Origin of the sequence: Legionella parisiensis (assembly GCF_001467945.1) — a bacterium.
GTDB classification, from domain to species: domain Bacteria; phylum Pseudomonadota; class Gammaproteobacteria; order Legionellales; family Legionellaceae; genus Legionella; species Legionella parisiensis.
Map to the genome: position 1 here is coordinate 2,461,826 of NZ_LNYQ01000013.1, position 26,727 is coordinate 2,488,552.

Here is a 26,727-nt window from a genome sequence, read left to right on the forward strand (position 1 = left end):
AGTACGTATCATTTAAATGGATATTAATGATCGTACTCATTGACCTGGAACATTACTTTTTTTACAGTATGCCCACAATAAAGCATCAAAGAATTACCTGCGTGGACAAACAGAATTTATACAAAAAATTTAGTCAACCATTACTACAGTGGTATACTCTATATGGACGTACCAATCTTCCCTGGCAACTGCCCCGAACGCCCTACAGGGTATGGCTTTCTGAAATTATGCTGCAGCAAACTCAAGTACAAACAGTAATCCCTTATTTCAATCGTTTTATACAGCGATTCCCCAGCATATGCGATTTGGCTCAAGCTCATGAAGATGAAGTACTTTCTTTATGGTCGGGACTTGGTTATTACAGCCGTGCCCGAAATCTTCATCAAACCGCAAAAATAGTGATGCAACAGTATGGCGGTGTATTTCCTGATGACTATCAGTTACTAAAAGAATTGCCAGGAATTGGTCCATCTACAGCAGCAGCTATTGTCTCACAAGCCTTTAATCAACCTGTTGCGATTCTGGATGGAAATGTTAAGCGAGTTTTAACTCGTTTTTTTAGAATTAAAGGCTATCCTGAGCAAGCACAAGTAAAAAAAACACTGTGGGAATTGGCTGACTCGTGTATGCCTAATGAAAACTGCTCTGATTACACTCAAGCAATTATGGATTTAGGTGCTCTATGTTGCACTCCAAAAAAACCTGATTGCCTTCATTGTCCTCTTCAGAATAATTGTCTGGCATTGAAATACCAAGAACAGCATCTCTATCCGGAAAAAAAAGTAAGAAAACCCATTCCCATTCACTACCAACAATTCCTGGTTTTACACAATGAACAAGGCTGCATTTACTTAGAAAAAAGACCTCCAGTAGGCTTATGGGGTGGCTTATGGTGTTTGCCTAGTCTGGATGAAGGAGATTGTCCTCTTGATTTTATTCGTCTGAATTATGATTTATCCGGAGACTCTCCACAGAAGCTTCTAAATTTTAAACATCGTTTTAGTCATTTTCACTTGGAAATTAATGCACTGAGCATAAAAACTAAAACATTAGGTAACATAATGTCTGGGCAACAAGGGCAGTGGTTTGCAAAAAAACAAATAAATTCCATAGGATTAGCTCAACCCACCAGCAAAATATTATCATTTCATTACAATATTGATATAAAAAAATAACCGTTCAATGAGATAGTTTTTAATCTGAAAGTCATGGGGCATTAAATCCAACACCAAAAACTGCCAATTTAGCTTAATGATCCACCACTGGCTAGTATTTGAATCGCTACTTTTGCATCCGGTTGTCCCAAATTAGCAGCAGCATTAATCCAAAACCAAGCTTGTTTCCGGTCTTCTACTACTCCTTTGCCATAATAATACATATAGCCTACAGCATATTGCGCATCAGGTTGACCTTGCTGAGCTAATGGCTTTAACCGGATAAAAGCCCTCCGGTAATCTTCGACTCTGAAACTATCAATTCCATCCCGCAAATTAATTTTGTTAGTGACAGCACATCCAGTAAGGGCAGAAATAAAAATTACAACGATTAGTCGATTAAATAAACGTCTCATAAATTTTTATCCCCTTCCAAAGGCTTTGCTGCTGGCTCAAAGATTAATTCATTTTTAGGCAAACTTAAACTCTCTAAACTACCATTACGTTCAACCAAAATCCCGGCAGCCATAATACGCTTGATCACAGCACCCCCAGGTATCGTATCTCCTAATTTATAAGAGCTTTCTTCTCCATTCGCAGAACGAATGATAACCTGGGAGTCTTCTAACTTACTAGCAAATAAGATTCCTACTAAAGTAACATTCAACATGGATTTTTTAATACTGGATAGATTATTGGAAACATAAACACCAAATAAAGAAGAGTGTAAAATCGCATCATAGGAATTCTGTTTTGCTATCACCGGCATCTCTTTTGTGGTTTCAGGAGCCGCTTGGTGAGTTAAAGGGGAAAAAATTAAAGTAGCATATTCTGCGATAATCAGTATGGAAAATAATGAAATCAAGGCGATAATAATCCATTGAGCATATTTTGCTGAAAATAAAGCATGAAGATCAAATTTCATTGCCAAAACGACCCCTGAAACATTAATTGCTGTACATGAAAACTTCGCTAAACCCTGGCTAAACCCCAAAAAAGTAGAACTTGCCTATACATACAACCCCCTCTAGAATATCCTACATAACCCACTCTGAAAAGATCACTCTTTCTAATGAAAGAAAGTATCGACATAAAGATTTTTACAGCACTTAAGGATAGTCCAATGAAAAAGCATCACTTTGAAACTCGAGCCATTCATGCTGGCCAGGAACCATGTCCAAGTACCGGTGCGGTTATGACTCCTATCTATGCAACATCAACCTACAAACAAATTGCTCCAGGTGAACATCTGGGCTATGAGTACTCTCGTACCCATAATCCTACTCGTGGAGCCTATGAAGGGTGTATCGCCAGTTTGGAATCAGGCAAACGTGGTTTTGCTTTTGCTTCTGGAATGGCTGCGATAAACACAGTGATTGATTTATTAGATGCCGGAGATCATGTCGTTGCCACAGATGATCTTTATGGAGGTACTTTCCGTTTATTTGATAAGGTCAAAACACGTACATCTGGATTATCCTTTACTTTCGTAGACATGTCTGACACACGCAATATAGAATCTGCGATTACCCCAAAAACCCGTATGATCTGGGTAGAAACACCTTCAAATCCCATGTTAAAACTAGCTAATTTACGTGAAATAGCAGTGATAGCAAAACGCCATAATCTCATAGCAGTTGCAGACAACACTTTCGCAACTCCCTGGATTCAAAAACCTATAGAATTAGGATTTGATCTAGTACTGCATTCAGCAACTAAATACCTTAATGGTCATTCAGACGTAGTCAGTGGGGTCGTAGTTGTTGGTGACAATCCTAATTTAGCAGATAAAATTGCTTTCCTGCATAACTCCTGCGGCGGAATTGCAGGCCCATTTGATAGTTTTCTTGTTTTAAGAAGTCTGAAAACCCTGTCATTACGAATGGAAAGACATTGCGAGAATGCACTTCATTTAGCCAATTGGTTGAGTACGCACTCGAAAGTAAAAAAAGTTATTTATCCTGGCCTTACAAGCCATCCCCAACATGAGTTAGCTAAAGAACAGATGCAGGGGTTTGGCGGCATGATTTCCATGGTAATTGATGGCGGTATTGATTCAGCCAAACGTTTTCTTGCACGTTGTGAATTGTTTACGCTCGCTGAAAGTTTAGGTGGTGTAGAAAGCTTGATAGAGCATCCAGCGATTATGACTCATGCTTCTATACCTCCAGAAAAGCGTAAGCAACTGGGTATAGAGGATGGATTTATTCGACTCTCTGCAGGTATCGAACATGTGAAAGATTTACAAGCTGATTTGGAATATGCGCTTGCATATTAAAGCCAGGATGCATTTGGGTAGCCTGAGTGCAGCGCAGCGGGGTCTGGCTTCAACTGAGTAAGAACTCCCAGCCTTTACTGCGTTGCACCCCAAGCTATAAAAATAATCATGCACGCTCTACGTTATGTTTACTCGAGCGGTTGGATTTTAGCTCAGGCTATGAGAAAATTTTTCTAAACAAGCGCAGCATAAAGCAGTATGTGAGCATTGACTAGGAACATTTTCTCGCAAGATGCGCCAAATAAAGCCGTTCCCTGACAGGGTTGACCACTTATCTACACAAAATACAGGAAAAACAGATGCAGAATTTACAAACTCTAATCGAACGAGCTTTTGAACAACGCCAAACATTATCAATTGATACAGCATCTCCCGAACTTATTACAGCGGTGAATGAAGTACTTTCTTGTTTGGACAACGGCCAGTACCGGGTTGCGGAAAAAATAAATAATGAATGGGTAGTTCATCAATGGATAAAAAAAGCGGTCCTTTTATCTTTTAGGCTTTATCCCAATCAAGTGATTGATTCAGGCTTTTGTCAGTTTTATGACAAAGTACCCCTCAAATACAATAACTACACTGAAGAACAATTCAAACAAACAGGAGTACGCGTGGTTCCACATGCCATGGTTCGCAAAGGGGCTTACATTGCCAAAAACTGCGTTTTAATGCCATCCTATGTCAATGTGGGCGCATATATTGATGAAGGTGTCATGGTTGATACTTGGGCAACTGTGGGTTCTTGCGCTCAAATCGGTAAAAACGTGCACCTTTCAGGTGGAGTAGGCATAGGCGGTGTTTTAGAGCCCTTGCAAGCTAACCCCACAATTATCGAAGACAATTGTTTTATCGGTGCTCGCTCAGAAGTCGTCGAAGGCGTTATCGTAGAACGCAATTCCGTATTATCTATGGGCGTGTACTTAGGACAAAGCACTAAAATATATAATCGCCTCACTGGAGAAATTACTTATGGACGTATCCCGGCAGGATCAGTGGTGGTTGCAGGGAATCTTCCCAGTGAAGACAAGAGTTACAGTTTGTATTGTGCGGTCATTGTAAAACAGGTAGACGAAAAAACAAGAGCAAAAGTAAGCATTAATGAACTATTGAGAGCAAGTTAGCATGACTAAAGTATTCCCTGCTTTAGAGGAAGATTTACAAGAAATGGTAACAAAACTTGTTCATTTTCCATCGATCACACCTGAAGATGCGGACTGCCAAGAATTTATGATCCATTTTTTGGAACAAGCAGGATTTAGGTGCCAACGCATGAATAAAGGGCCTGTTTGCAACTTCTTTGCCTCTTATGGAGAATTAGGTCCTTTGCTTGTATTTGCTGGTCATACGGACGTGGTTCCTGTTGGTGACCTAACAAAATGGTTTTCTGATCCTTTTACAGTGGAAAATAAAAATGGAATGCTCTATGGGCGTGGTGTTGCTGACATGAAAGGAAGTCTTGCTTGCATGCTGCTTATGGCACAACGATTTGTAAAAACCTATCCCAAATTCCAGGGAAGATTAGGTTTTCTAATTACCAGCGGTGAAGAAGGTAATGATTATGATATGGGCACACCTTATGTCATGCAACTCCTGAAAAATCAAGGCATTCATATTGATTATTGCATTGTAGGAGAGCCATCAAGTACTCATCATGTTGGTGATGTAATTAAAATTGGCAGGCGTGGTTCATTGAGTGCCCAAATTACCTTACATGGGAAACAAGGGCATGTTGCCTACCCTCATTTGGCGGATAATCCAATACATAAAATTAGTCCCGCACTTACGAAGCTAACCACAACACTTTGGGATCAGGGCAACGCCCATTTTCCGCCAACATCCATGCAAATTACCCACCTCCAATCTGGAGGCCATGCTGCAAATATAATTCCTGGGGAGTTAATACTACACCTGAATTTTCGATACTCAACAGAACAAACACACCACTCATTAAAAGAAAAAATCATTGCTGCTTTTCAAGAGCACAATCTGAATCCCATTATCGAATGGCGCCTAAGTGGTGAACCTTTCTTAACTTCTCATGGATCCTTATTGGAAAGTTGTAAGGAAGCAATTCTCGCACTTACAGGAAAGACACCCGAACTTTCTACCAGTGGTGGAACATCTGATGGCCGCTTCATCGCACCTTATGGTGTTGAAGTAGTAGAACTTGGACCCGTTAATGCCACCATTCACCAAGTGAATGAATGTGTTTCCTTAAGCGATCTGTATCAATTAGAAATATTATATTTTTCGATCTGTGAAAAATTATTAATTAATTAATGTTGTAGTCTATACTTTCAGAAAGGCAGTTGAATTTATTGCAATTTTGTAGCTTTGTAGCCTGGGTGCAGCGAAGCGAAACCTGGGTTTCGTAAATGAATTCCTGGGGTTCGCTCGCTGCACCCAGGCTGCGGTTTTTATAGGACGATTTCTATAAAAAGGAGAAACAAGCATGAACGGTTGCAAATTAAGCCCCCTGGGTCTAGGTCTTGCATTTGGAGTTCTTTGGGGCATATCTATTTTGATACTTGGACTACTTGCTTACTATTATACGTACGGACATGGTTTTGTACTTGCGGTGGGTTCGTTATATCCTGGATATGAGCCTTCAATCAAAGGAAGTCTATTAGGAGCCGTTATAGGTTTCATTGATGCATTCATCACAGGCTTTTTGATTGCTTGGTTATACAATTTATTTAGTGGCTGCAAGTGCGTCTGTTGTGACACTAAAATGAGTGGGGAAGTAATAAAAAAGAAGAGGAAAGTAATAAAAAAGGATGCGGAAGCAAAATAGCGAAGCTGTAGTATGATTATTATGTCATAACTATATAGGCTGGTGCTGAGCTTGCGAAGTCCGGCCTTATGCTAAAATAGAGATTAGGATTATACCCAAGGCAGAAGCCAAAAAAAATTATATTGTCGCTGTCATGCTAAAAGTAGCTCATCTTATCTTGAGGGGCTTAAAAATAAACAGGCTTTTAATAAACATTTCGTTTGCCTTGAAAGAAAGGATCTACGCTTATTGATTAGCGCCAATGGCTAAAGGTCATCAATTTTCTAATAAACTCATACGCTATAATTATTAAAGACTTTCGATTAGTCCAATATGATGTATTCTTCAGATTCTGATAATAATAAACTAACTGGTGAAACAGCTGAAGACCCCGTGTTTACCACAGAAAGTGGCTATCTATACCTAAATCAGAGATTCTCGATTACCTTGAGGGACTTGGCTTAGTTTTTCAAGCGGATTGGATAGGGGATTTCCCTGAAAATGGGCTTTTAGTTGATTTTAAAAATATGGAACTCAGCTGGTCCAGGAAGATGATAATGAAATGGATTTAACAGTAGGAACTATTATCCCTCCATATGAAGGATTTACTTATGATAAAAACCAAATTAATGTTGAACGATTAAAAATTGGGCTTCCTCAATTAGAAGACAACAAATTTGATTTGGAATTAGAAAAATCTAAAAAACACTTGAGTTAAGAGACTATCATTAAAAGTGGAGTATACATCAAAATCTACATTAAATCTGACACAAACAAAATTTCATGCAATTTTAAAGACCTGGTTGCAGTTTGTAGCGCGAACCATCATGAGCCCTGACTGCAACGCCAGGCTCCCTAAGATATAACTCAGTCTGTAAAGGGTTAGCGAAACGGAGCCCAGGTTTCGCTTCGCTACACCCAGGCTATATAGATATAGTTATTAGCTTACAACATGCCATGTACCATCTGGCTGACGGCATGCACTCCCCCGTAATGTTTGTTTTTTGCCGTCAATGATTGCCGAGGTGAGGTATTCGCGGCAGGGCAAACGCTCACGATAATAAGTACGTGTAGGCTGTACTGTATACCGATATCCAGTATCTGGATTTGACCAATTCACAGCTTTCCCTGTTGGTGCGGTTTCCAATGCACGTTGCATTTCCATTCTATCTACTTTGTCCATAGTCTTACCAATTTGACCACCCAAGTAAGCGCCAACAATAGCACCACCTGCTGTTGCAGCCAATTTAGCTGCTGGGCCACCACCAAATTGGCTTCCAATCAATCCGCCGATAACTCCACCTGAGATAGTACCTACGTCTTCATGATTCATTGAGGCACAACCAACCAATAATAAAGACAATGATGCAACAGCTATTTTTTTCATAACATATCACCCAATTAAGAGGTTATAGAAATCGGTTTTAATTCTAACATCACGCTCAGTTATTATCCATAGTTAAGGAAAATCTAAATATTCTAGCTTGGATGCCGCGAAACAAAACTTACTTCTATAATAAATAAACTTTTTCAATCCTAAGGTGCATACCATTACTTCCAGGCTACAATGTACACTGATTACAATAAAAAATAATTCATTTAATCGTGACGCACTCGTTCAGAAATTTGACATAATAATTCATAACCCGAAGTGCCTGCTGCTCGTGCGATTCGCTCAACTAAAATATGTGTACCCCAAAGCTCAACAGGTGCTCCAGGCTTTATTTCTGGATGCTCTGTTAAGTCTACAGCAAGCATATCCATTGAAACTCGCCCTACAATAGGAACCTCTTTGCCTTGCACCCAAACTGGGGTGTTTGCCGCAATATGTCGTGGATAACCATCACCATAACCCGCAGCAACAACTCCAATAATGGAAGACTTCTCACTTTTCCAAATACCACCATACCCAACTTGAGCCAAAGGAGGATTATAATGAACTGCACTAATTGCTGAAACAAAACGCATTACAGGAAGTAAACCCAAATCAATTGCAGTCTGATCGGCAAAAGGTGATACACCATAAAGCATAATACCAGGCCTGACAACATCCATATGAGTTTGCGGAAAAGAAATAATAGCAGCTGAGTTGGCAACACTGCGTTGACTAAACCCGGAGACAGAAATACTCTCAAACAAAGTAATTTGCTGATAATTTTCTATGCGTTCAGGCTCATCAGCACACGCCAGATGGGTCATCAAGCCAATCTCTTTATCCACCCAAGGACAAGACTGTAATGCCTCCATTACTCCTTGCAACTCATGAGTCTTAAAACCCAAACGATGCATTCCTGTATTTACTTTAACCCAAAGTTTTATCGGTGTATCCAGAGGGGTATTTAAAAGCCACTGCACTTGATGCGGTTGATGTATAACACATCCAAATTGATGCTGTGCTACCACCTTAAATTCATCAGGACTAAATATGCCTTGGAAAAGAATACAATGAGTTCGTATTCCAATTTTACGAAGAACAAGGGCTTCTTCAATACACGCTACACCAAAAGCATCTACATGCCCTTCCAATATTGGTGCTACAACATGCACACCACAACCATAAGCATTAGCCTTAACCATAGCAATTATTCTCTTGCCTGGGGCAAAATGTCTTATTCGCGTTAGGTTATGATGCAAAGCGCTTGGCTCTATCACCAGCTTGGTAGGTCTGGACACCTTAATCTACCCCTTGATAACCATTATAAGCTAAATCTTCAAAACGAGTGTATTTACCAATAAAGGCGACACGAACCTTACCAATTGGGCCATTTCTTTGTTTGGCGACAATTATCTCTGCTGTTCCTTTATCAGGACTATCTTCATTATAAACTTCATCTCGATAAATAAAGCAAATTAAGTCAGCATCTTGCTCGATCGCACCAGATTCACGCAAATCAGACATAACAGGACGTTTATCTGCGCGCTGCTCCAAACTTCGGTTCAACTGGGATAAGGCAATAACCGGTACCTGTAGTTCTTTTGCAAGCGATTTAAGACTTCGTGAAATTTCAGATATCTCAGCTGTTCTATTATCCGCTGAAAACCCAGGCACTTTCATTAATTGCAAATAGTCTACAACAATTAGCCCCAAGTTACCCTGGTCCTTGGCCAACCGCCTGGCTCGCGCACGCATTTCGCCGGGACTTAAAGCTGGAGTATCATCTATAAATAAAGGAGCCTCCGAAAGCATATGTACGGCTGACGTTACACGAGGCCAATCATCATCATCCAGTTTACCCGTTCTAATCTTGTGCTGATCAATGCGTCCTAGAGAAGACATCATCCTCATTGCCAAAGAATCTGAAGGCATTTCCATAGAAAAAACAAGTACAGGCTTTCCAGATTTAATCGCGCCATGTTCTGCCATATTCATCACTAAAGTCGTTTTCCCCATGGAAGGACGACCAGCAACAATAATTAAATCGGAAGGTTGCAACCCTGATGTCATTTCATCCAAATCAGACAAACCTGTAGCAAGACCAGTAATTGCATCACCATTATGATAAAGTGCGTCAATTTTTTCCACCGCGCGAACCAAGACTGATTTTATATTTTCAGGGCCACCATCACCGCCTGTTTGCTCGCCTATAGCAAAAACTTTAGTTTCTGCCATATCAAGAAGCTCAGGAACTTGCCTGCCTCCAGGGTTATACGCTGAATCAGCAATTTCGGTGGCTACAGTAATGAGCTGCCTCTGTACAGATTTTTCGCGAACTATATCGGCATAAGCAGATACGTTAGCGACGCTGGGTGTATTATTAGCCAATTCGAACAAATAGGCTTCCCCACCAGCATCATCTAATTCGTTATAAGACTTTAATGCATCAAGCAGAGTCACTACATCAAAAGGTTGATCTTTTTTTACCAAAGTGGAAATTGCTCGAAATAATATTCGATGCTCGGTGCGATAAAAATCTGCTTCACATAATTTATTACTGACTTTGTCCCAAACCTGATTGTCCAACATTAATCCACCAATAATGGATTGCTCCGCTTCCACCGAATGAGGAGGACGTTTTAATGGATCAACTGTTTTTTTGGAATTTTGCAGATCGTACATGGCCGTAATGTAATGAGAAATTCGGAACGAGGTCTATTGTAATGTTCTTTTACATGGATGTCATCCCGAACAAAGCTGTTCGGGATGAATTATGTCGATAAGCTACTGCTTTTTCCAAACTTGAGTACGGCCTAATAAAGAAATACCCAGATATCCTCTGACTAAAAGTTTATTTCCCTGAGCAGTAATTTTGGCGCGATAGATTTTCCCTGACTTAGGATCTAAAATAGAGCCACCGCCCCACTCATTATCTCCTTCTTTCTTTAATCCCCACATAAAAGTCAATCCTTCAACTTTCTTTCCTTTAAACATGCCAGGACAATTTTGGCAAACTCCAGTATCACCAGGTTGTGGAAATACCTTATTAATAACTGCACTTAAAGTACCCCCAGACTCACTAACGGTGACAATTGCTCTCTTCTTACCAGTTTTATCATCAATTGTGACCCACTTACCTACTGGCGATGCGGCAAGTGCTGCAGGTAAATAAAACACAGCAACAAAAAAACCACAAGCTAGCTTCCATAAGTTCATAATTTTCTCCATGTTTACAATCATTTAATAGCTTATTCCATGATTGAGTTCTATGCCAGTATTAACGAAGTAAATTTTAAAAAAAGTATTTAGGCTTGTTTACATTTCGCTAGATTCAGCCCCACTGACCTGATCTTTGAGCATCGAAGCACAGTGAGGATTGAAGCACAGAAAATCAGGTCATTTCGGCCAAAATCTTAGAGGTAAACAAGCCCTATAATGGCGTAAAAAACCGTTCTATATCTTCTTCACTTAATGCTATTGCTTTGGCCGGATCAGCAGATAGAACACCTTCAACTAATTGTCTCTTTTTTTCTTGCATTCCTAAAATAACTTCTTCTACTGTACCCGAAGTAATGAGTTTATAGACAAATACGGGATTTTCCTGACCTATGCGATGCGTTCTATCTGTAGCTTGGTCTTCTACTGCGGGATTCCACCAGGGATCATAATGAATTACTGTGTCTGCACGAGTTAAGTTAAGTCCGGTACCGCCCGCTTTCAAGCTGATAAGAAAAATTGGAATTTTTCCTTCCTGAAATTTTTCTACCATTGCTTGTCGATGTACTGTTTGACCTGTTAACTTTAAATATTCATAACTTCTCGCATGCAATTCATCTTCAATTAACTGCAACATAGAAGTAAATTGTGAGAAAACCAAGACCCGTCTTCCTTCTTCTACCAAGTTATCCAACAAATCCATTAATGCCTCAAGCTTTGCAGAGGTACCATGCGCAATTGCTGCTTCAGGCAAAGATAATAATCTGGGATCACAACAAACCTGTCGTAATTTCAACAGAGCATCCAGCAAAAGGATGTGGCTTTTACCCAAACCCTGTTTCGCAATCGCATCACGAACTTTTTTCTCCATACTCATTCGAATTGCTTCATATAGATCACGTTGTGGACCAATAATTTCTATGTTGCGCGTCATTTCTGTTTTGGGAGGTAATTCTCGAGCCACCTGATTTTTTGTTCTCCTCAATATAAATGGCTGTACTCTCTTGGTCAGCACCTCTCTTCTATTCACATCGGCATATTTCTCAATAGGAGTTCGGAACCAGAGCCTAAATTGCTTCGCATCACCCAATAAACCTGGCATCAGAAAATGAAACAAAGACCATAGTTCACCTAAGTGATTTTCCAAAGGAGTACCTGTCAGGCATAATCGATGGGTAGCATGTAATTGCTGAATAATCTGCGTCGTTTTCGTACGTGTATTTTTAATAAATTGTGCCTCATCCAAAATCAGATAATAAAAAGAATAAGTTACAAATTTTTCTTTATCTCGATGGATTAATCCATAAGTAGAAACAACGATATCATAGTCATCAAAATTATCCTGATGACGATCGGAACCATGATAAATTAAAACCTTTAATGATGGAGTAAAACGTTTTGCTTCAGCCTCCCAATTCCCCACAAGACTTGTTGGTGCAACAATTAAGGTTGCTGTTTTAATACGACCTTGTTCTTTTTCATATTGCAAATGGGCCAAGGTTTGTACTGTTTTACCCAACCCCATATCGTCAGCAAGAATGCCACTGAAATGGCTTGTTCGCAGAAATTGCAGCCAGTTTAAACCGTAGCGTTGATAATCCCTCAGCTGAGCATGCAAACCAGGAGGTGGTTGTATTTCAGGGATATGGGTTAATTGGGACAATTGCCTTATTTGCTCCCTTAAAATTTCAGCGCCTTGCCAACGTGTTTTGGTTGCTGCAATAGCTAATTCAGCTTCACGCATTAAAATAAGCTGATATTTGTTAATTTGTAAATGCTGATTTTCATCTATATGGCGTACACCAAATTGAAATAACAGTCGAACCAAAGGTTTGATTCGTCCCATTTCTAACTGCAATGCACGTCCGTCATGCAAAGGCAGTTTGACTAATTGTGTATCCGGAAGGTTATCTAAATCATTACCACTGTAATGATGAATTAAATCTGCTACCAAAGGTACAATACTGACTGGTTTACCCTCAACCAAAATTCCCAATTGATATGAGAAAAAATCCGTTGTATTTTCATGCAGATCTGAATACCACTCTACATCATCAGCACGGATCACTTCTTGATACAATGGACTGATACATTCGACATGCCAACCGCGACTTTTTAACTCGGGTACCAGCTGACTGTAAACGAACTCCAAATCTGCCATGACATTAATATTCTGCAAAACAAAATCAGCCTTTTTTACTTTTCCCCACTGTTCATTTTCCCAGGATCTAGGCGTTCTTAACTTAAGTATTTTCTGCACTTCATCCCATTTTGATTGTTCAAAATCCCTATGGCGCGGGTATTCAATTAAAAGTTCATCCTGCTGACACACGACGGTATTACATTCTTCTGAGCCGGCAATCATCAAACCCGCATAATCAAAAAGGATACGCGCGGTAAATAGAGCATGCAATTCTTCTTCCGTGTCATAAAGCCAGGAAGATTCATTCTCAAATTCATTAATAGCATCTAGAATAAGCACAGGTATTGGCGTAACCTGTCGAACTTCTCGCTTTGCAAAAACCTGCGGTACGGGAAACTCAGGGCATGTTTTAACCATTTTGCTTGCTAGTAATTCGGCCTGCTCCATTGGGATTGGAGGTGCTTTCAACAAATAGCTCAATTGTTTTATTGGATATGGAGTAATTAAACGTCCCATTTTGTCTTCAGAACAATTAAAATACCAACTTTCATCCAACAGCAACGGCTCAAGCTGATTCCCTTCGTGCATTAACAATAAATTTTGATGACCATTATGAGATAACACCCATTCACAAGTACCTTGAATAGCCTCCCCCAAATGAATTGGCTCATCCTGGTTTTGTACAAAAAAAGCTCTTCCAGTTTCAATAATTCGTTCTAATAACTCACTATTGCGAATGGATAATGTATCAAACCAACCTGAAACACCGCATTTAAACAGAAGAAGTGCGACTAAATCATTATCATCGCCAATAAAATGCTGCTTTCTGGAATCAGAGAGACTATTAAATGGGATCATTTTTCCATAGCCACCACGTTTTAATAGCTTGGCTAATGCTAACTTAATTGCAATCCGGTGCTCATAGCCATCAAGTTTTAGTTCTATGAGATAAACTAAATGATGTGTCATTTCAGGCGCTTTCACAACTGCAGCTTCTTGAGCACGTAAATTTTTCAACCAGCTATCAAGCTTTTTATCTAATTTATTACCCGCAAAAGATGGAGAACTTGCTTTTTCTCTATCACGTAGGGCAAACAAACATGCAGCAGCATGTTTACAGTTATATTGATAACTACAAGTGCAATGCGCTAGTTTTTTTGGCCAAGTCTTCAAATCCATATGTACATCATAAATTTGACTTGAACTTCCTTTAATTCGACCTTTTAATAGACCATCACTTAAACGGATATTGAGCACATGCCCATTTTCAAAATATTCTTGACCCCGCAATAATATTTTGGCCTCAAAGACCTCTGGCATTTTTGAAAGTGCTTCATTTAACATAAACGTACTTTTTACTGGACAAAGGATCCATTTTAGTCAATTTTTAAAATAATTAACATTTTTATCTTTAAATTAAAGGTTCTTTATATTAGTTTATCGCTCTTTAGGGACTTTAAAGTATTTATAGAGTATATATTATGCAGAACAAGCTTACTGTGCTTATGGCACAAATCAATCCCACAGTCGGTGCCTTGACATCCAATAGGGATCAAATTATAGAGATTATAAAAAGCAAACAAGCTGCTCACAATGTAATACTCTTTCCCGAATTGGCTTTAACTGGTTATCCTCCTGAAGACTTGCTATTCCGCAGGGAATTTCAGCAAGCAGTTGCAGAACATTTAAAACAGATTCAGACCGAAATAAAAGATTGCTATGTCCTTGTAGGACATCCAAGCATGAGAGAACAACGGCTGTACAATAGCGTGAGTATTTTTTATAGAGGCCAAAAAGTTGCAGAATATCACAAGCAAAATTTACCGAACTATCAAATTTTTGATGAAGCACGTTATTTTACCCCCGGAGAAAAAAATCCATGTGTTTTGGAAGTAAATCATCACAAAATTGGCGTCATTATCTGTGAGGATTTATGGCATCCAGGTCCCGCAGAAGATTTAATTGAGGAAGGAATTTCAGTCTTACTCGTTTTAAATGCATCTCCATTTGATTACAGTAAATATCAAAAAAGAGAAGACCTTTTAAAATCTTATGCAAAACACGGCATATCGATAGTCTATGTAAATCAAATTGGAGGTCAGGATGAACTATTATTTGATGGTCAATCATTAGCAATTGATTCTCAAGGCAGGGTTTGTGCGCGATCCCCTGCATTTAAAGAGGATTTAAATACTGTAGCTATTCAGGCAACTCATGTTAAAGGTACTCTGTCTCCCCTTCTTGAGTTTGAGCCATTAATCTATGAAGCATTAATTTGCGGCACTCGAGATTATGTCAATAAAAATCATTTCCCTGGAGTTCTGATTGGGCTTTCAGGAGGAATTGACTCCGCTTTAACTTTAGCTGTAGCAGTAGATGCTTTAGGGGCGGCTCGAGTTCATGCGGTGCTTATGCCTTCGCGTTACACAGCGCAAATGAGCAACGAAGATGCTTTGACGCAAATACAAAAACTGAACGTTTCCCATTCCACGCTTTCAATTGAACCCGCTTTTAAAGCTCTAATGGACACTCTTGAACCCGTATTTACAGTGCGAACTCCCGATATAACTGAAGAAAATATTCAAGCACGAATTCGCGGCTTGTTGATTATGGCATTATCTAACAAAACTGGCAAAATGGTACTTACCACTTCAAATAAAAGTGAATGTGCCGTAGGCTATGCTACGTTATATGGAGATATGGCTGGGGGCTTTGCCGTATTAAAAGACGTACTTAAAACCCAGGTTTATGCACTTGCACGCTATCGCAATAGTCTTTCTGAAAACATTCCCGAACGCGTATTGACCCGCGCCCCATCAGCTGAATTAAGACCCGATCAGACCGACCAGGACAGTTTACCTGACTATACAACATTAGATGCAATCATTGTTGGCTATATGGAGAAAAAATTAACTCCCGAAGAAATAATTCAGCAAGGATTTGCCGCAGAAACCGTAAATAAAGTAATTCAATTAATTAGACGTAATGAATACAAACGACGCCAATCTGCACCTGGAATTAAAATAAGCCCAACCGCTTTTGGCAAAGACTGGCGTTATCCAATCACCAATGGTTTTTTCGGATCATAATATTTTCCCCACATCCCACAATCTGTGGAATGTGGGGAAACATAACTTGCACTACACTTAGGCATGCGAATTAACAATTACCTAAAGATTTAGTTTCACATAGTTCTGCTTGTTCCTCAGCAACTTTGTGTTGTTGCCAAAAGGTAGGTAATTGTGAGAGTGCCGCATACCTGCTTTTATCTAACTTTTTAGGCAATTCTTTTGTCAGATTATCAACGACTTCCGGTTTAGATAGGGCAGGTTTATCAGTAGCTACTTTTTCCAAATGAGACTTCATATGTTGCTCGATTAAGGCAAATTGTTTTAAGTCTATTTTCCCTCTAGATACCTTAGTTTTATCACCCCCAGGCTGCTCCACCTCGTCTTTTATTGGTAACGCCTGCGAGAACAGGTTATGTGCCTGCAACACCTTAGATAACATGTTATTCATTTTATCTAATTTCGTTGAATCAATTGATTGAGAAGTATTTAATTGCAGTAAATAAGCTTTTAATTGTAAAACATCGGCCTCATTTAATGCAGCTTTATGATCAGCTAGCCAGGAGGTTAGTTTTGAATGATCATTTATAGATATTGGAGAGCCTATACTATTTATCCAACAAAGACTTATTTCACTCTCTGTACGTCGTAAGACAAAAGTTGATCTCACCCCATTTGCTATAAGCTCATCATTAGTCAAAGCACAATGAGTTTTGGGATTTTCTGGATTGATAACTAATTGAACTTTAGCGAGATATTGTTCTCTTGCTTTGAGACACTCTCGTTTAATCCGTCTTAAATTTACCATGTTTAATTTTTCTATATCTCTGTCTTCTAATGTCTCCAGGTTTTTGGCTAACTCGTCCCCTGGAGTAAGTGGATAAACCTCACCAGTTACATCAACCCAGCTAATATGCCATTGCTCATCTTTATAGCTTACAGAAAAAACAGTTTTATCTTTTTGCGTGGTTTGATATTGTTTCGCAGCAGCCAAGCTATTAAAAACCATCACATTTTCCGCTATTTGGCGTGCGCTTTCACGTGCTGCTTGGCGCTCAATTTCTCGTGCTTTCTTATCTTCTAATGTAGCCTTATATTGAGCCATGAAGCTATTAATCTCTATCAAGACTTCGTCTTTAAGATCCATAATAAAGCTAGGCATAAGGTGCTCTTCTAATGGCTGATAATCAGGGACTGCGTCGACCAATTCTAAAAAGAGGAAATAATTATAGGAACTTTTCTCATTCCACGCACCGTCACTGATCATGAGCTTTAATTCTTGCAAGCGAGTATAAGCATCAGGAAAATCTTTCATTACGTTAATTGATTGCCCTATTTTTTCACCACGAGTTCTTGTGTATTGATAAACCCAACCTGTTATCCATGATTTTACGGGTTGCTCATATTTTTCTTCTGCTCGTCGAGCAATGGCAACTATTCTTTTGCGTCCTTCTTCTGACTCGTTGGCAATTATAGCCACTACCTGCTCAACAAATTCTTTAGATATTTTTAATGGTTTTTTTTTTGGCATTTTTTGAAACTCCCTTTTCATGATGCAAATTTATCTTTGCATTAATATTAATTTCATACAAGTAGAAAATTATTATGCTAAATTGATCGCATGTGTATAATCATGTTAATTTTTCTACATCATGCAAGGTATAATAATTATCTGCCCCTAAATATCTTTCCATTGAATGAAGGTTTTAGACTTGCTCTTTTAAAAGCAAATTTGGACTCACTTTAGGTTTAAAATTTATACACTAACAAAGTATTTGTCACCGCCGCATTATCTTGATTGGTTATGCTTACCGCAGTATCCCACATAAAGCATTTTATACAAAAGATACCAATTGGAAGTATAGACTCTGTTTTAAATTCTGCCATAAAAATATGTCAGTTGAATTATTTAGTCCATATTTGTACCAACAATTTTGTTGATTCCAATGAGTGCTCCATCATTTTTTTGATGAAAAAAAAATACTTACACGCTTCTAGTACTTGCAAATTTAAAGCAACACGTTAACATGATTCGATAAAAAATAATAACAAAGGGATGTTATGAAATTTGCATTTTTTTCAGTTACATTATTGGCAAGTGGTATCGCTGCAGCAGCAACTCCAGTCAATGGATGGTATTCCGGTGCATTTGGTGGATATACTCATTTAAATGGAAATGTATCTAAAAACATTTTGGGATTTCAGTTTGATAACGTTGATTATGAAAATGGTTTTAATGCTGGATTACGTTTAGGCTATCAAAGTAATCCTATGCGCTTTGAATTAGAATATACTTACTTACGTGCCAATACCCAAAGCTTTCAAGTTGATTTCATCGATCAAATCGGGGTATCAGGAAATACCACTGCCAATATAGGTATGTTTAATATTTATTATGATTTCCCCGATGTTATCCTACCCACAATATCTCCTTTCATAGGGGCGGGTGTTGGATATGCTTACATTCAAACCTCTTTAAACGGTACTGGCCCCTTTGGCATAACCCTTTTTGACGATAAGCAAAGTGCCTTCGCCTATCAAGGGACTGCAGGACTCACTTTTAATTTTGCAGAAAACTGGGCATTAAATGCTGCTTATCGTTATTTAGCAACAGCAAGTTCTGGCAATTTTGGTCGAACATTACAGGCGCAAATGGGTAGTGCTGGCGTTATTTATCGTTTTGATAACTGCACTTATAATTAATTGAGTCATGCCATCTATGAAATCTGGGCTGGATAATTTTTTTCATAATAGCTCAAGCCCCACCGTGTTATTTATTCGAACTGCTGGGGCTGTGCAACCTTATTTTTAATCTGTGGATTGATAGATTTTTGTGGAAGTGAATATTTGCGGTTCTTGCCACAAAGTCATAAATAAAACCATAACTAAAGGTCCAACAAACAAACCAAGCAGACCTAAGGTTTCTACTCCCCCAAGAATTCCAAATAACACAGCTAAAAAAGGCAATTCTATAGCACCGCCAATTAACACAGGTTTGACAAAGTGATCTGCAACAAACATCACTAAAGTTCCCCAAACCAGAACAATAATTGCGCCAATCATGCTACCTAATGAAAACAGAATAATGGCTACGGTAATAAAAACTATAGGCACAACGAATGGAATCATTGCTGCAAGTGCGGTGATAAATCCAACAAGAGTAGGCGCTGGAAAACCAACCAGGCCATAACAAACTCCCATTAAAACACCGACACCTAACCCAACAACAATTGTTCCATTTACTGTGGCTCTTAATGCTCTAGGGAGTCTGTCTGCATAACGAAACCACCTTTTCCCCAAACAGGATTCCCCTACCTGATAAATCTGCAATATTAATCGATCACCATCACGATAAAAGAAAAACAAACTCAATAGGGTAAAGCCTAATTGAACACTTCGGTGCGCTAAATTGGAGCCTATTTGTTTCACATAATAGCTCGTTGGGGTTAACGATAAGTGAACATTAGACAGTAAGCTTTTAATCATTCCTGGTTTACCAATATGACTATCCCAATACATAACCAAATCATTTCCCATAAAGGGGAAGTCTTTTAAAAATTCAGGGGCAGCCCCACCTTGTTGATTTGTATCCTGTAAGAAATTAATAAATATCTGTAACTCCTTAATCAATAAACTCAATAACCAGCTTAATGGAAGTAGAAACAATAAACCGATTAACGTTGTAAAAAGTAAGGCAGATAAATTATCGTTTTTCCCAAAAAAATAACGCCATTTTTCATACAAAGGGTAAGTAGCAATAACAATTATGGAAGCCCAGATCAATGATGGAATAAAACGATGAATAATAAACAAACTAAGAACTACAATTCCAACAGTCAAACCCATACTAATGAGCTCTTTATGATTCTCATTCATTTATGCAAAACTCCATGCTAAAAGTTGCATTATTAACCAGGAGGGCACCGCAGCTAATACATCATCAAACATAATCCCAAATCCACCGCGTATTTTTTGATCAATATAATCTATTGGCTGTGGTTTCCAAATATCAAAGATTCGAAATAAAATAAACCCACAGAGCATCCATATCGCTCCTTTGGGTGCCAAAAACATAGTTAATAAATAACCTACAACCTCATCCCAAACAATTCCTTTATAATCATGCACTCCTAAATCCCGAGAAACTTTCTCACAAACCCACACTCCCAACATAAATGCGAGTAGTGTAAAAAAAAGATAAACCGCCCAATTGGTTCCCATAAGTAGTAAATAGACAGGCATTGCAGCTATTGTCCCCCAGGTGCCCGGAGCAGTTGGCATTAAACCACTACCAAACCCAAAAGCGATGAAATAAACTGGATCTTGGAACACATTTTTTGCTAAATTTATTTGTTTCATTTTTTTTCTCTATACTTAGCTCATTTTAAGGGTTGTATCCAAATACGCTAACGAGTGCAATAGACCGAACTTTAGTTCTTGCCTCCGAATCTTCTACACATCGGTGAAAAACAAGCCATCTCTATTCCTAGGTCCTCCTCCTCCACGCCTTGTTCGATGGGTGGTCGGTCCGAGGGCGTAGGCAGAGATGTGATCAAGAGACAGCGCTTGTCTCCAGTTCCACTAAAAATGTGAATAACCTGCTGGCCTTAACACATGGCAGTGATTGTTAGCATCTTTTATTCTTAAACCAGGTGCTGCTTCAATTACGCCAATAGGAGAACAATGTAAATGAGCTTTCTTACAATCATTCATCAATGAGGCCAACCGATTTGCTGGTATTGTAAAACATAACTCATAATCATCACCACCAGTCAATGCCAAATTAACTGCATTATCAGGCCAATGCTTATCTACTAAGGCATGTACTGGAATTGCCTCCTCATTGAGACAGGCACCAACATTGCTCGCAACACAGATATGATTTAAGTCCGCACTAAGTCCATCTGAAATATCTATAGCTGCAGTTGCATCACGTCGTAAAAAATCAACTAAATCAATTCGGGGTTTGGGGGACATTAATTTATTCATCAACTCAGATTTATCTTCTTGAGGCATCTCTTGGTTTTCAAGAAATTTAATTGCTAGGGCTGCAGCACCCAATTCACCTGAAACCAGAATTATATCCCCAGGCTTAGCACCACCACGTGAGATCGCTTGGCCTTTTGGTGTAGTACCAAATACAGTTAGCGTGATTGATAAAGGGCCTCGTGTTGTATCTCCCCCTATTAAAGTCATATTAAATTGGCTCAGCGAATCTTTTAATCCTTGCGTAAATAAAGTAAGCCACTGTTGATTGAGTTCAGGCAAGGTTAAAGAAAGAGTAACCCAACAAGGATCTGCTGCCATAGCAGCCATATCACTCACATTGACCATAACTGACTTGTAAGCAATATCATAAGCACTCCATTGAGGAAGAAAATGAACTCCTGAAACTAAAGTATCTGTGCTCACCAGCAAGTTCACTTCTTGATCAATGCGCACACAAGCCGCATCATCACCAATACCTAATAATACATCATCTCGTTTGTAATCAAGTGGTTTAAAAAAGTGATCAATCAGTGAAAATTCATTCATAATTGTGACTGATTTCAATGGAACGAACCTGTTGTGCCAAACTATTTAATACCCCATTAACATAACGATATCCATCCTGGGAACCAAATTCTTTAGTCAAAGATATTGATTCATCAAGGACCACTTTATAAGGGATTTCAGGACAATAGAGTAATTCAAAAGAACCAATACGTAATACAGTCAGTTCTATTGGATTGAGTCCAGTGATCTCTCTGTCAAGGAAAGGAGTAATACTTGCTTCTAAAGTCTCAACATGTGCGGGTACACCATGCAAAATACGGCAAAAATAATCTACATCCACTTTATTCATATTATTAATGACCCGAAATTGTGCCTCAATCTCATGTAATTCACTTCCAGACATTAGCCATTGATAAAGAGCCTGAAGTGCTAATTTTCGGGCTTTTCTTTTACCGCTTATCGACTGCTTTTCCACCTTTACCTCATGAACTCTTCTTAAACATCTACAAACCTCCTTCTCGCTCATTTACTAAAGAAGGAGAATAAAAATAGCGCTTATTAGGGTCTATTAACAATTGACCCTATTGAAGCCTACGTAGTACATGGACAAATAAATTGTCTTCATATTCTAATCTTTATTCATCTGATCAATTGTTTGTCTGAAATCACTTACGTCTTTAAAGCGTTTATATACGGATGCAAACCGTACATAGGCAACATGATCCAAACTATATAATTCTTTCATAACCAGCTCGCCAATGATCTGGGAATCAATTTCTCGCTCACCTCTACGGCGAATTTCTTGAGTAATCGAAATAATCGATGCTTCCAATGCATCGACACTTACCGGTCTTTTTTCTAAAGCGCGTAACATACCTGAGCGCAAATTATCGATATTAAATGGCTCTCGCCTTCCATCACGCTTTACAATTAACGGCATGATTAATTCAGCTGTCTCAAAAGTAGTAAAACGTTCATGACATACAAGACATTCCCGCCTTCTCCGCACCTGGGCGCCTTCAGCGACCAGGCGCGAATCTACTACTTTCGTTTCTTCCGCATGGCAAAAAGGGCAAAACATAATTATTTATAAACCGGAAATTCACGACACAAAAGTAATACCTGATCCTTAACTTTTGCTATAGTCGTTTCATTATTAATATCATCAAGAATATCTGCTATCCAATTGGATAAAAGCGTTATTTCTCTCTCTTTAAATCCTCTTGTGGTTACTGCTGGGGTTCCCAAACGTAAGCCACTGGTTACAAAAGGAGAACGAGGGTCGTTGGGAACGGTATTTTTGTTCACGGTGATATTTGCTTTATCTAAAGCCAAATCAGCATCTTTACCTGTGATGTTCTTATCAATTAAATCAACCAGTAATAAATGATTGTCTGTACCGTCGGAAACAATCTTATACCCACGACTCATAAGTACTGAAGCCATGGTTCTGGCATTCAATAATACTTGTTGTTGATAGGTTTTAAATTCAGGCAATAAGGCCTCAGCAAAAGAAACAGCTTTGGCTGCAATTACGTGCATCAAGGGACCGCCTTGGTTCCCAGGAAATACAGAAGAATTTAATTTTTTCTCTATTTCTTCATTAGCTCGGCATAAAATCATCCCACCTCGCGGCCCTCTAAGTGTTTTATGCGTAGTGGTTGTTACTACATCGGCATAAGGGACTGGAGAAGGATAAAGACCTACTGCTATCAAACCGGCAACATGAGCAACATCAGCCATGAGATAAGCGCCTACTTTATCTGCTATTGCTCTGAATCGAGGCCAATCAAGGGTACGTGAATAAGCAGAAAATCCTGCAATAATCAATTTGGGTTTATGTTCCAGAGCCAAACGCTCCAAAACATCATAATCAATTAAACCAGTTTGTGAATCAACACCATAAGGTATCGCCTCATAAAGTTTACCTGAAAAATTAACTTTGGAACCATGGGTTAAATGACCGCCATGAGGTAATGCCATACCTAAAATAACATCGCCAGGAGCTAATAGAGCCATCATTACAGCAGCATTAGCTTGCGAGCCCGAATGCGGTTGAACATTAACGTAATCCGCACCAAAAAGTTTTTTAGCACGCGCAATAGCGAGCTCCTCGGCGACATCGACATACTCACATCCGCCGTAATAACGCTTACCAGGATAACCCTCAGCATATTTATTCGTTAATACAGAACCTTGGGCCTGCAAAACGCGTGGGCTTACATAATTTTCCGAGGCAATAAGTTCTACATGTTCTTCTTGTCGGCATTGTTCATCAACAATAGCTTGATATAATTCGTCATCAAAATTTTCTATGGTATAGCTTTGGTCAAACATGAGTAATCCTTAGGAAAATGGTTAAGGTTTAACAATGATGTCATTACGTACCCTACTAACACCATCCACGCTTGCAGCAATAATCCCTGCTCTTTGTTTCAATCTTGGGGAAGCAACAAAACCACTGAGTTGCACTTCATCTTTAAAGGTCTTAACTTGTATTACTAAACCTGTACGCCCTAATTGATTCACTAATGTTGCTTTTACCTTAGCAGTGGTAGTCGAACTATCCAAAAACTCTCCTGTGCTTTCACTACCTGGAGATGCAACACATGCTATGATAATTATCGATAAAAGTCCTACAAACAGCATTTTAAGTGAGTTACGCATCCAAAAACTCCCTAAAGAAAAAACGTCATAAGACTACCACAAAATTTACTTGGTTACGAATTGTGAATACAAATCGAAAATAATGTTTTTATTTTGATTAAAAATTGTCCCCAGCCACCAAAAATAACCGGGAACATTAGTTTTTTTGTACCGTGTAAGCTCTTCAAATTAGTCAGTAACTATGACTTTGCTTCCTGTTTCTGAAGAATGCTTCACTACCTTGTTATTTTTCTTGTTATGTCCATGAACATTGTTTGGCTTGGAATTATTTACAATAACTTGCTTCTTATCATTTGCATGATTGCTATGTCCATGGATCTTGGCTTGATTAGAAATCCCTTTTGCTTTTTTGTGATCTCGATGATGGGGGGTTGGATGACGATAATCATGCGGACGCTCATCAAAACCATAGATTTCAGAACGGGGAGGAACTGAATGATAATAGCCTGCCTCATAATATTCCGGCTCGATCATTTCACATGCAGTCAAGAAAGGTAGTAACAAAAGACAAGGGATTAAACGCTTCATGAACAACTCCTGAAACACAAATAAAAAAGGGAAGGTGCAATTGAATGCAACTTCCCTATCGTTAAGGGTCTATGCTTTTGCTCAAGCTTGCGAAATGTGCGCAGACCCTATTTTACAAATTAATTATTTCTTTGCTGTAATCTCAACTTTATCGCCTTTAACACCTTTATTCAGGTAGTTAACGATACGTACAGTGCTATTTACGTTAGTCCAACCTGAGTAAATAGTGCCGTAAGGACCTTGGATTAAAAGATTCATACCAGAATGGCAGTAACCGTAATAATACAAGCTGATGTAATGAGGTGCATCATAATAGAATATTGTAAAAGGATCTAAGGGAGCCCCATCATCAAAAGAACCGTATACTCGGACATTGTCGATACTGTTATTGATGATTTCAATTTCACAATAACCTGGATACATTGTAGATTTACCAGCAGACTTATGATTCTTGTCAGCTTCGGTAGCTTTTGGGTGCAAATGAGCATTTGCTGCAAAAACTTGGCCAATCAAACAAAAACAAAGAGCAAATAACAAGGACTTCAACTTCATGGTTTCTCCTTTGTGTGATGAAAGCAGCATAGTAGCAAAGTGTTGTATTTAGTCAATAGGATATTTTTATAACCATGAAATAAATAAAATTGAAACTTATAAGCACAATAAGGGTAATAAATTCATCTTTCATGTTATATTTGGCGGATTTTAAAAACTTATCGTTTTTTTGAGGAGCATTAATGAAAAAGCGAATGATCATCATGGGAATAGCTTTATTGATTGTTTTTGGTGGAATCATTGCTTTTAACCTGATCAAAGGAGTGTTGATTAAGCGTTTCTTTGCAAGTTATCAACCGCCTGCTGTCTCTGTCGCTTCAGCTGTCGCCCAAGCCGTAGATTGGCAACCCACTATTAATGCAGTGGGGAATTTTGTGGCATCTAATGGCGTTGATATCAGCTCCCAAGCATCAGGAAACGTAGTGAAAATTGATTTTGAATCGGGACAGTACGTTGATAAAGATGCTCCTCTAATTACGATTGATGACAGCGTAGATCAAGCGGTATTAAAATTTAATCAAGCAGAATTAACCTTGAAAGCCCTAAATTATAAACGTCAAAATGATTTATACAAACGAGGTGCCTCGCCAATTTCCAATGTTGATGAAGCCAAAGCTAATCTCGATCAGGCTCAGGCAAAATTGGATCAAACCCAAGCACAAATTAATCAAAAGCACATCTCTGCACCTTTTGCTGGAAAATTAGGTATTCGACAAGTCAACCTGGGCCAATTTATCAGCCCAGGGCAAACAACAATTGTTACCTTGCAATCGCTTGATCCGTTGTATTTAGAATTTTATCTCCCAGAACAACTTTACAAGCGTATTCACCCAGATCAAACCATTACCTTTTCCGTAGAAGCATTCCCTAATGCTCTTTTTGAGGCGAAAGTCACTGCGATTAACGCTAAAGTGGATATCAATACGCACAATATGTTAGTTCAGGGTACTCTCGCTAATTGCCCTACAGCTGCTATTAAAGATCCCCAAAAATCGCCACTAATAACAACACGAAAAGAGCCTATGGGAAATAAAAAAATTGTCTCTTGCAATACTGATTTAAATACTAAAAATAAAATTCATAGTTTCACCTTTGTACCAGGTATGTTTGCTTCGATTGAGATAAGCCAACCCCCTGAACCGAATACAGTTATTGTTCCTTCAACAGCGGTGTCGTACAGTTTGTACGGAAATGCGGTATACATTATAGAAAAAAATGCAGGCGGTAAGAAGAACCCCGATGGTTCCGATCTGCTGACGGTCAAACGCGTTTTTGTCACCACGGGTGAGCAACGCGGAAATTTTACCGTCATCAAGAAAGGAGTTAAGCCAGGACAATTAGTTGTAAGCGCCGGAGAAATAAAATTACAAAACGGTACACCTGTTGTAATCAATAATGATGTCAAATTAAATGAAATCAGTAATCCGGATATGTTGGAACAATAAAATCAGTTGAATGCGTAACGTAGCCTAAAGCG

The 26,727-nt window shown here is 38.9% G+C and carries 26 protein-coding genes; 9 read left to right on the forward strand and 17 right to left on the reverse strand.

Annotated elements, in window-relative coordinates; genetic code table 11:
* The first annotated feature begins 101 nt into the window (after positions 1-101).
* Positions 102-1,175 carry an A/G-specific adenine glycosylase gene (gene mutY, locus Lpar_RS17015; protein ID WP_165482426.1) on the forward strand — a complete coding sequence of 358 codons (1,074 nt, stop codon included), beginning with the start codon at positions 102-104 and terminating at the stop codon, positions 1,173-1,175.
* A gap of 68 nt (positions 1,176-1,243) precedes the next feature.
* Here mutY and Lpar_RS17020 read toward each other — a convergent pair whose 3' ends face one another.
* Together Lpar_RS17020 and Lpar_RS17025 are read right to left on the reverse strand one after the other, a co-directional pair.
* Positions 1,244-1,570 (reverse strand): SEL1-like repeat protein, encoded by a 327-nt coding sequence (locus Lpar_RS17020; RefSeq protein ID WP_058518955.1) that lies wholly within the window; start codon positions 1,568-1,570, stop codon positions 1,244-1,246.
* A complete protein-coding gene (locus tag Lpar_RS17025; RefSeq protein ID WP_058518956.1) occupies positions 1,567-2,079 on the reverse strand; it encodes a type II secretion system protein N in 513 nt (170 codons plus the stop codon). The genes Lpar_RS17020 and Lpar_RS17025 overlap by 4 nt, the downstream gene beginning before the upstream one ends.
* A gap of 198 nt (positions 2,080-2,277) precedes the next feature.
* On the opposite strand from Lpar_RS17025, the gene Lpar_RS17030 reads away from it, so the two are divergent.
* The 5 genes from Lpar_RS17030 (at position 2,278) to Lpar_RS18970 (ending at position 6,923) form a co-directional block, all read left to right on the forward strand.
* A complete protein-coding gene (locus Lpar_RS17030) occupies positions 2,278-3,432 on the forward strand; it encodes a trans-sulfuration enzyme family protein (protein WP_058518957.1) in 1,155 nt (384 codons plus the stop codon).
* Positions 3,433-3,731: 299 nt separating this feature from the next.
* Positions 3,732-4,553: a 2,3,4,5-tetrahydropyridine-2,6-dicarboxylate N-succinyltransferase gene (gene dapD / locus Lpar_RS17035; protein ID WP_058518958.1), complete on the forward strand. Its 822-nt coding sequence runs from the start codon at positions 3,732-3,734 to the stop codon at positions 4,551-4,553.
* 1 nt (position 4,554) lies between these two features.
* Positions 4,555-5,712 carry a succinyl-diaminopimelate desuccinylase gene (gene dapE / locus Lpar_RS17040; protein WP_058518959.1) on the forward strand — a complete coding sequence of 386 codons (1,158 nt, stop codon included), beginning with the start codon at positions 4,555-4,557 and terminating at the stop codon, positions 5,710-5,712.
* A 172-nt stretch (positions 5,713-5,884) separates the two neighbouring features.
* Positions 5,885-6,226 (forward strand): bacteriophage holin, encoded by a 342-nt coding sequence (locus tag Lpar_RS17045; RefSeq protein WP_058518960.1) that lies wholly within the window; start codon positions 5,885-5,887, stop codon positions 6,224-6,226.
* A 541-nt stretch (positions 6,227-6,767) separates the two neighbouring features.
* The gene (locus Lpar_RS18970) at positions 6,768-6,923 is read left to right on the forward strand and encodes a hypothetical protein (RefSeq protein WP_156416217.1); all 156 of its coding nucleotides are present in this window, start codon (positions 6,768-6,770) and stop codon (positions 6,921-6,923) included.
* A 222-nt stretch (positions 6,924-7,145) separates the two neighbouring features.
* Here the strand turns inward: Lpar_RS18970 and Lpar_RS17050 are convergent, their stop codons facing one another.
* The 5 genes from Lpar_RS17050 to Lpar_RS17070 form a co-directional block, all read right to left on the reverse strand.
* Complete coding sequence (locus tag Lpar_RS17050) at positions 7,146-7,592, reverse strand: RT0821/Lpp0805 family surface protein (protein ID WP_058518961.1); 447 nt, start codon at positions 7,590-7,592, stop codon at positions 7,146-7,148.
* 212 nt (positions 7,593-7,804) lie between these two features.
* Positions 7,805-8,878, reverse strand: coding sequence for an alanine racemase (gene alr, locus Lpar_RS17055; protein ID WP_058518962.1), 1,074 nt, complete (start codon positions 8,876-8,878; stop codon positions 7,805-7,807).
* Between the two features lies 1 nt (position 8,879).
* Complete coding sequence (dnaB, locus tag Lpar_RS17060; RefSeq protein WP_058518963.1) at positions 8,880-10,262, reverse strand: replicative DNA helicase; 1,383 nt, start codon at positions 10,260-10,262, stop codon at positions 8,880-8,882.
* 102 nt (positions 10,263-10,364) lie between these two features.
* Positions 10,365-10,796 carry a DUF2147 domain-containing protein gene (locus tag Lpar_RS17065; protein WP_058518964.1) on the reverse strand — a complete coding sequence of 144 codons (432 nt, stop codon included), beginning with the start codon at positions 10,794-10,796 and terminating at the stop codon, positions 10,365-10,367.
* 214 nt (positions 10,797-11,010) lie between these two features.
* Entirely contained in the window at positions 11,011-14,283 is a 3,273-nt protein-coding gene (locus Lpar_RS17070) for a DEAD/DEAH box helicase (RefSeq protein WP_058518965.1), read from the reverse strand.
* A 137-nt stretch (positions 14,284-14,420) separates the two neighbouring features.
* Here Lpar_RS17070 and Lpar_RS17075 point away from each other — a divergent pair, with 137 nt between their 5' ends.
* Positions 14,421-16,028, forward strand: a complete 1,608-nt coding sequence (locus tag Lpar_RS17075) for an NAD+ synthase (RefSeq protein WP_058518966.1) — start codon at positions 14,421-14,423, stop codon at positions 16,026-16,028.
* Positions 16,029-16,098: 70 nt separating this feature from the next.
* Here Lpar_RS17075 and Lpar_RS17080 read toward each other — a convergent pair whose 3' ends face one another.
* Positions 16,099-17,538 carry a hypothetical protein gene (locus tag Lpar_RS17080; protein WP_058518967.1) on the reverse strand — a complete coding sequence of 480 codons (1,440 nt, stop codon included), beginning with the start codon at positions 17,536-17,538 and terminating at the stop codon, positions 16,099-16,101.
* Positions 17,539-18,068: 530 nt separating this feature from the next.
* On the opposite strand from Lpar_RS17080, the gene Lpar_RS17085 reads away from it, so the two are divergent.
* Complete coding sequence (locus Lpar_RS17085) at positions 18,069-18,710, forward strand: outer membrane protein (protein WP_058518968.1); 642 nt, start codon at positions 18,069-18,071, stop codon at positions 18,708-18,710.
* Between the two features lie 105 nt (positions 18,711-18,815).
* Here the strand turns inward: Lpar_RS17085 and Lpar_RS17090 are convergent, their stop codons facing one another.
* From Lpar_RS17090 to Lpar_RS17130, 9 genes are all read right to left on the reverse strand, one after another.
* Positions 18,816-19,883: an AI-2E family transporter gene (locus Lpar_RS17090; RefSeq protein WP_058518969.1), complete on the reverse strand. Its 1,068-nt coding sequence runs from the start codon at positions 19,881-19,883 to the stop codon at positions 18,816-18,818.
* Positions 19,884-20,366: a phosphatidylglycerophosphatase A family protein gene (locus Lpar_RS17095; RefSeq protein ID WP_058518970.1), complete on the reverse strand. Its 483-nt coding sequence runs from the start codon at positions 20,364-20,366 to the stop codon at positions 19,884-19,886.
* A gap of 222 nt (positions 20,367-20,588) precedes the next feature.
* On the reverse strand, positions 20,589-21,542 hold the full coding sequence (gene thiL, locus Lpar_RS17100; protein WP_058518971.1) for a thiamine-phosphate kinase: 954 nt from the start codon (positions 21,540-21,542) through the stop codon (positions 20,589-20,591).
* A complete protein-coding gene (nusB, locus tag Lpar_RS17105; RefSeq protein ID WP_058518972.1) occupies positions 21,535-21,978 on the reverse strand; it encodes a transcription antitermination factor NusB in 444 nt (147 codons plus the stop codon). The genes thiL and nusB overlap by 8 nt, the downstream gene beginning before the upstream one ends.
* Before the next feature lie 153 nt (positions 21,979-22,131).
* Entirely contained in the window at positions 22,132-22,584 is a 453-nt protein-coding gene (gene nrdR / locus Lpar_RS17110) for a transcriptional regulator NrdR (RefSeq protein ID WP_058518973.1), read from the reverse strand.
* 2 nt (positions 22,585-22,586) lie between these two features.
* The gene (glyA, locus tag Lpar_RS17115; RefSeq protein WP_058518974.1) at positions 22,587-23,840 is read right to left on the reverse strand and encodes a serine hydroxymethyltransferase; all 1,254 of its coding nucleotides are present in this window, start codon (positions 23,838-23,840) and stop codon (positions 22,587-22,589) included.
* 21 nt (positions 23,841-23,861) lie between these two features.
* Entirely contained in the window at positions 23,862-24,170 is a 309-nt protein-coding gene (locus tag Lpar_RS17120) for a BON domain-containing protein (RefSeq protein WP_058518975.1), read from the reverse strand.
* A 168-nt stretch (positions 24,171-24,338) separates the two neighbouring features.
* Positions 24,339-24,698 carry a hypothetical protein gene (locus Lpar_RS17125; RefSeq protein WP_065236083.1) on the reverse strand — a complete coding sequence of 120 codons (360 nt, stop codon included), beginning with the start codon at positions 24,696-24,698 and terminating at the stop codon, positions 24,339-24,341.
* A 123-nt stretch (positions 24,699-24,821) separates the two neighbouring features.
* The gene (locus Lpar_RS17130) at positions 24,822-25,250 is read right to left on the reverse strand and encodes a hypothetical protein (RefSeq protein ID WP_019233765.1); all 429 of its coding nucleotides are present in this window, start codon (positions 25,248-25,250) and stop codon (positions 24,822-24,824) included.
* 182 nt (positions 25,251-25,432) lie between these two features.
* Between Lpar_RS17130 and Lpar_RS17135 the strand changes: the two genes are divergently transcribed.
* Positions 25,433-26,695 (forward strand): efflux RND transporter periplasmic adaptor subunit, encoded by a 1,263-nt coding sequence (locus Lpar_RS17135; RefSeq protein ID WP_058518976.1) that lies wholly within the window; start codon positions 25,433-25,435, stop codon positions 26,693-26,695.
* Positions 26,696-26,727 lie beyond the last annotated feature (32 nt).

Bases quoted from the DNA above. Each gene is read 5' to 3' on its own strand.
- Lpar_RS17130 (WP_019233765.1), bottom strand. From the start codon at position 25,250: ATGAAGTTGAAGTCCTTGTTATTTGCTCTTTGTTTTTGTTTGATTGGC.
- Lpar_RS17135 (WP_058518976.1), top strand. From the start codon at position 25,433: ATGAAAAAGCGAATGATCATCATGGGAATAGCTTTATTGATTGTTTTT.
- dnaB (WP_058518963.1), bottom strand. From the start codon at position 10,262: ATGTACGATCTGCAAAATTCCAAAAAAACAGTTGATCCATTAAAACGT.
- Lpar_RS17085 (WP_058518968.1), top strand. From the start codon at position 18,069: ATGAAATTTGCATTTTTTTCAGTTACATTATTGGCAAGTGGTATCGCT.
- Lpar_RS17020 (WP_058518955.1), bottom strand. From the start codon at position 1,570: ATGAGACGTTTATTTAATCGACTAATCGTTGTAATTTTTATTTCTGCC.
- Lpar_RS17080 (WP_058518967.1), bottom strand. From the start codon at position 17,538: ATGCCAAAAAAAAAACCATTAAAAATATCTAAAGAATTTGTTGAGCAG.
- Lpar_RS18970 (WP_156416217.1), top strand. From the start codon at position 6,768: ATGGATTTAACAGTAGGAACTATTATCCCTCCATATGAAGGATTTACT.
- Lpar_RS17125 (WP_065236083.1), bottom strand. From the start codon at position 24,698: ATGAAGCGTTTAATCCCTTGTCTTTTGTTACTACCTTTCTTGACTGCA.
- Lpar_RS17045 (WP_058518960.1), top strand. From the start codon at position 5,885: ATGAACGGTTGCAAATTAAGCCCCCTGGGTCTAGGTCTTGCATTTGGA.
- dapD (WP_058518958.1), top strand. From the start codon at position 3,732: ATGCAGAATTTACAAACTCTAATCGAACGAGCTTTTGAACAACGCCAA.
- Lpar_RS17070 (WP_058518965.1), bottom strand. From the start codon at position 14,283: ATGTTAAATGAAGCACTTTCAAAAATGCCAGAGGTCTTTGAGGCCAAA.
- Lpar_RS17050 (WP_058518961.1), bottom strand. From the start codon at position 7,592: ATGAAAAAAATAGCTGTTGCATCATTGTCTTTATTATTGGTTGGTTGT.
- glyA (WP_058518974.1), bottom strand. From the start codon at position 23,840: ATGTTTGACCAAAGCTATACCATAGAAAATTTTGATGACGAATTATAT.
- Lpar_RS17030 (WP_058518957.1), top strand. From the start codon at position 2,278: ATGAAAAAGCATCACTTTGAAACTCGAGCCATTCATGCTGGCCAGGAA.
- nrdR (WP_058518973.1), bottom strand. From the start codon at position 22,584: ATGTTTTGCCCTTTTTGCCATGCGGAAGAAACGAAAGTAGTAGATTCG.
- dapE (WP_058518959.1), top strand. From the start codon at position 4,555: ATGACTAAAGTATTCCCTGCTTTAGAGGAAGATTTACAAGAAATGGTA.
- Lpar_RS17025 (WP_058518956.1), bottom strand. From the start codon at position 2,079: ATGAAATTTGATCTTCATGCTTTATTTTCAGCAAAATATGCTCAATGG.
- Lpar_RS17120 (WP_058518975.1), bottom strand. From the start codon at position 24,170: ATGCGTAACTCACTTAAAATGCTGTTTGTAGGACTTTTATCGATAATT.
- Lpar_RS17095 (WP_058518970.1), bottom strand. From the start codon at position 20,366: ATGAAACAAATAAATTTAGCAAAAAATGTGTTCCAAGATCCAGTTTAT.
- Lpar_RS17065 (WP_058518964.1), bottom strand. From the start codon at position 10,796: ATGAACTTATGGAAGCTAGCTTGTGGTTTTTTTGTTGCTGTGTTTTAT.
- thiL (WP_058518971.1), bottom strand. From the start codon at position 21,542: ATGAATGAATTTTCACTGATTGATCACTTTTTTAAACCACTTGATTAC.
- Lpar_RS17075 (WP_058518966.1), top strand. From the start codon at position 14,421: ATGCAGAACAAGCTTACTGTGCTTATGGCACAAATCAATCCCACAGTC.
- Lpar_RS17090 (WP_058518969.1), bottom strand. From the start codon at position 19,883: ATGAATGAGAATCATAAAGAGCTCATTAGTATGGGTTTGACTGTTGGA.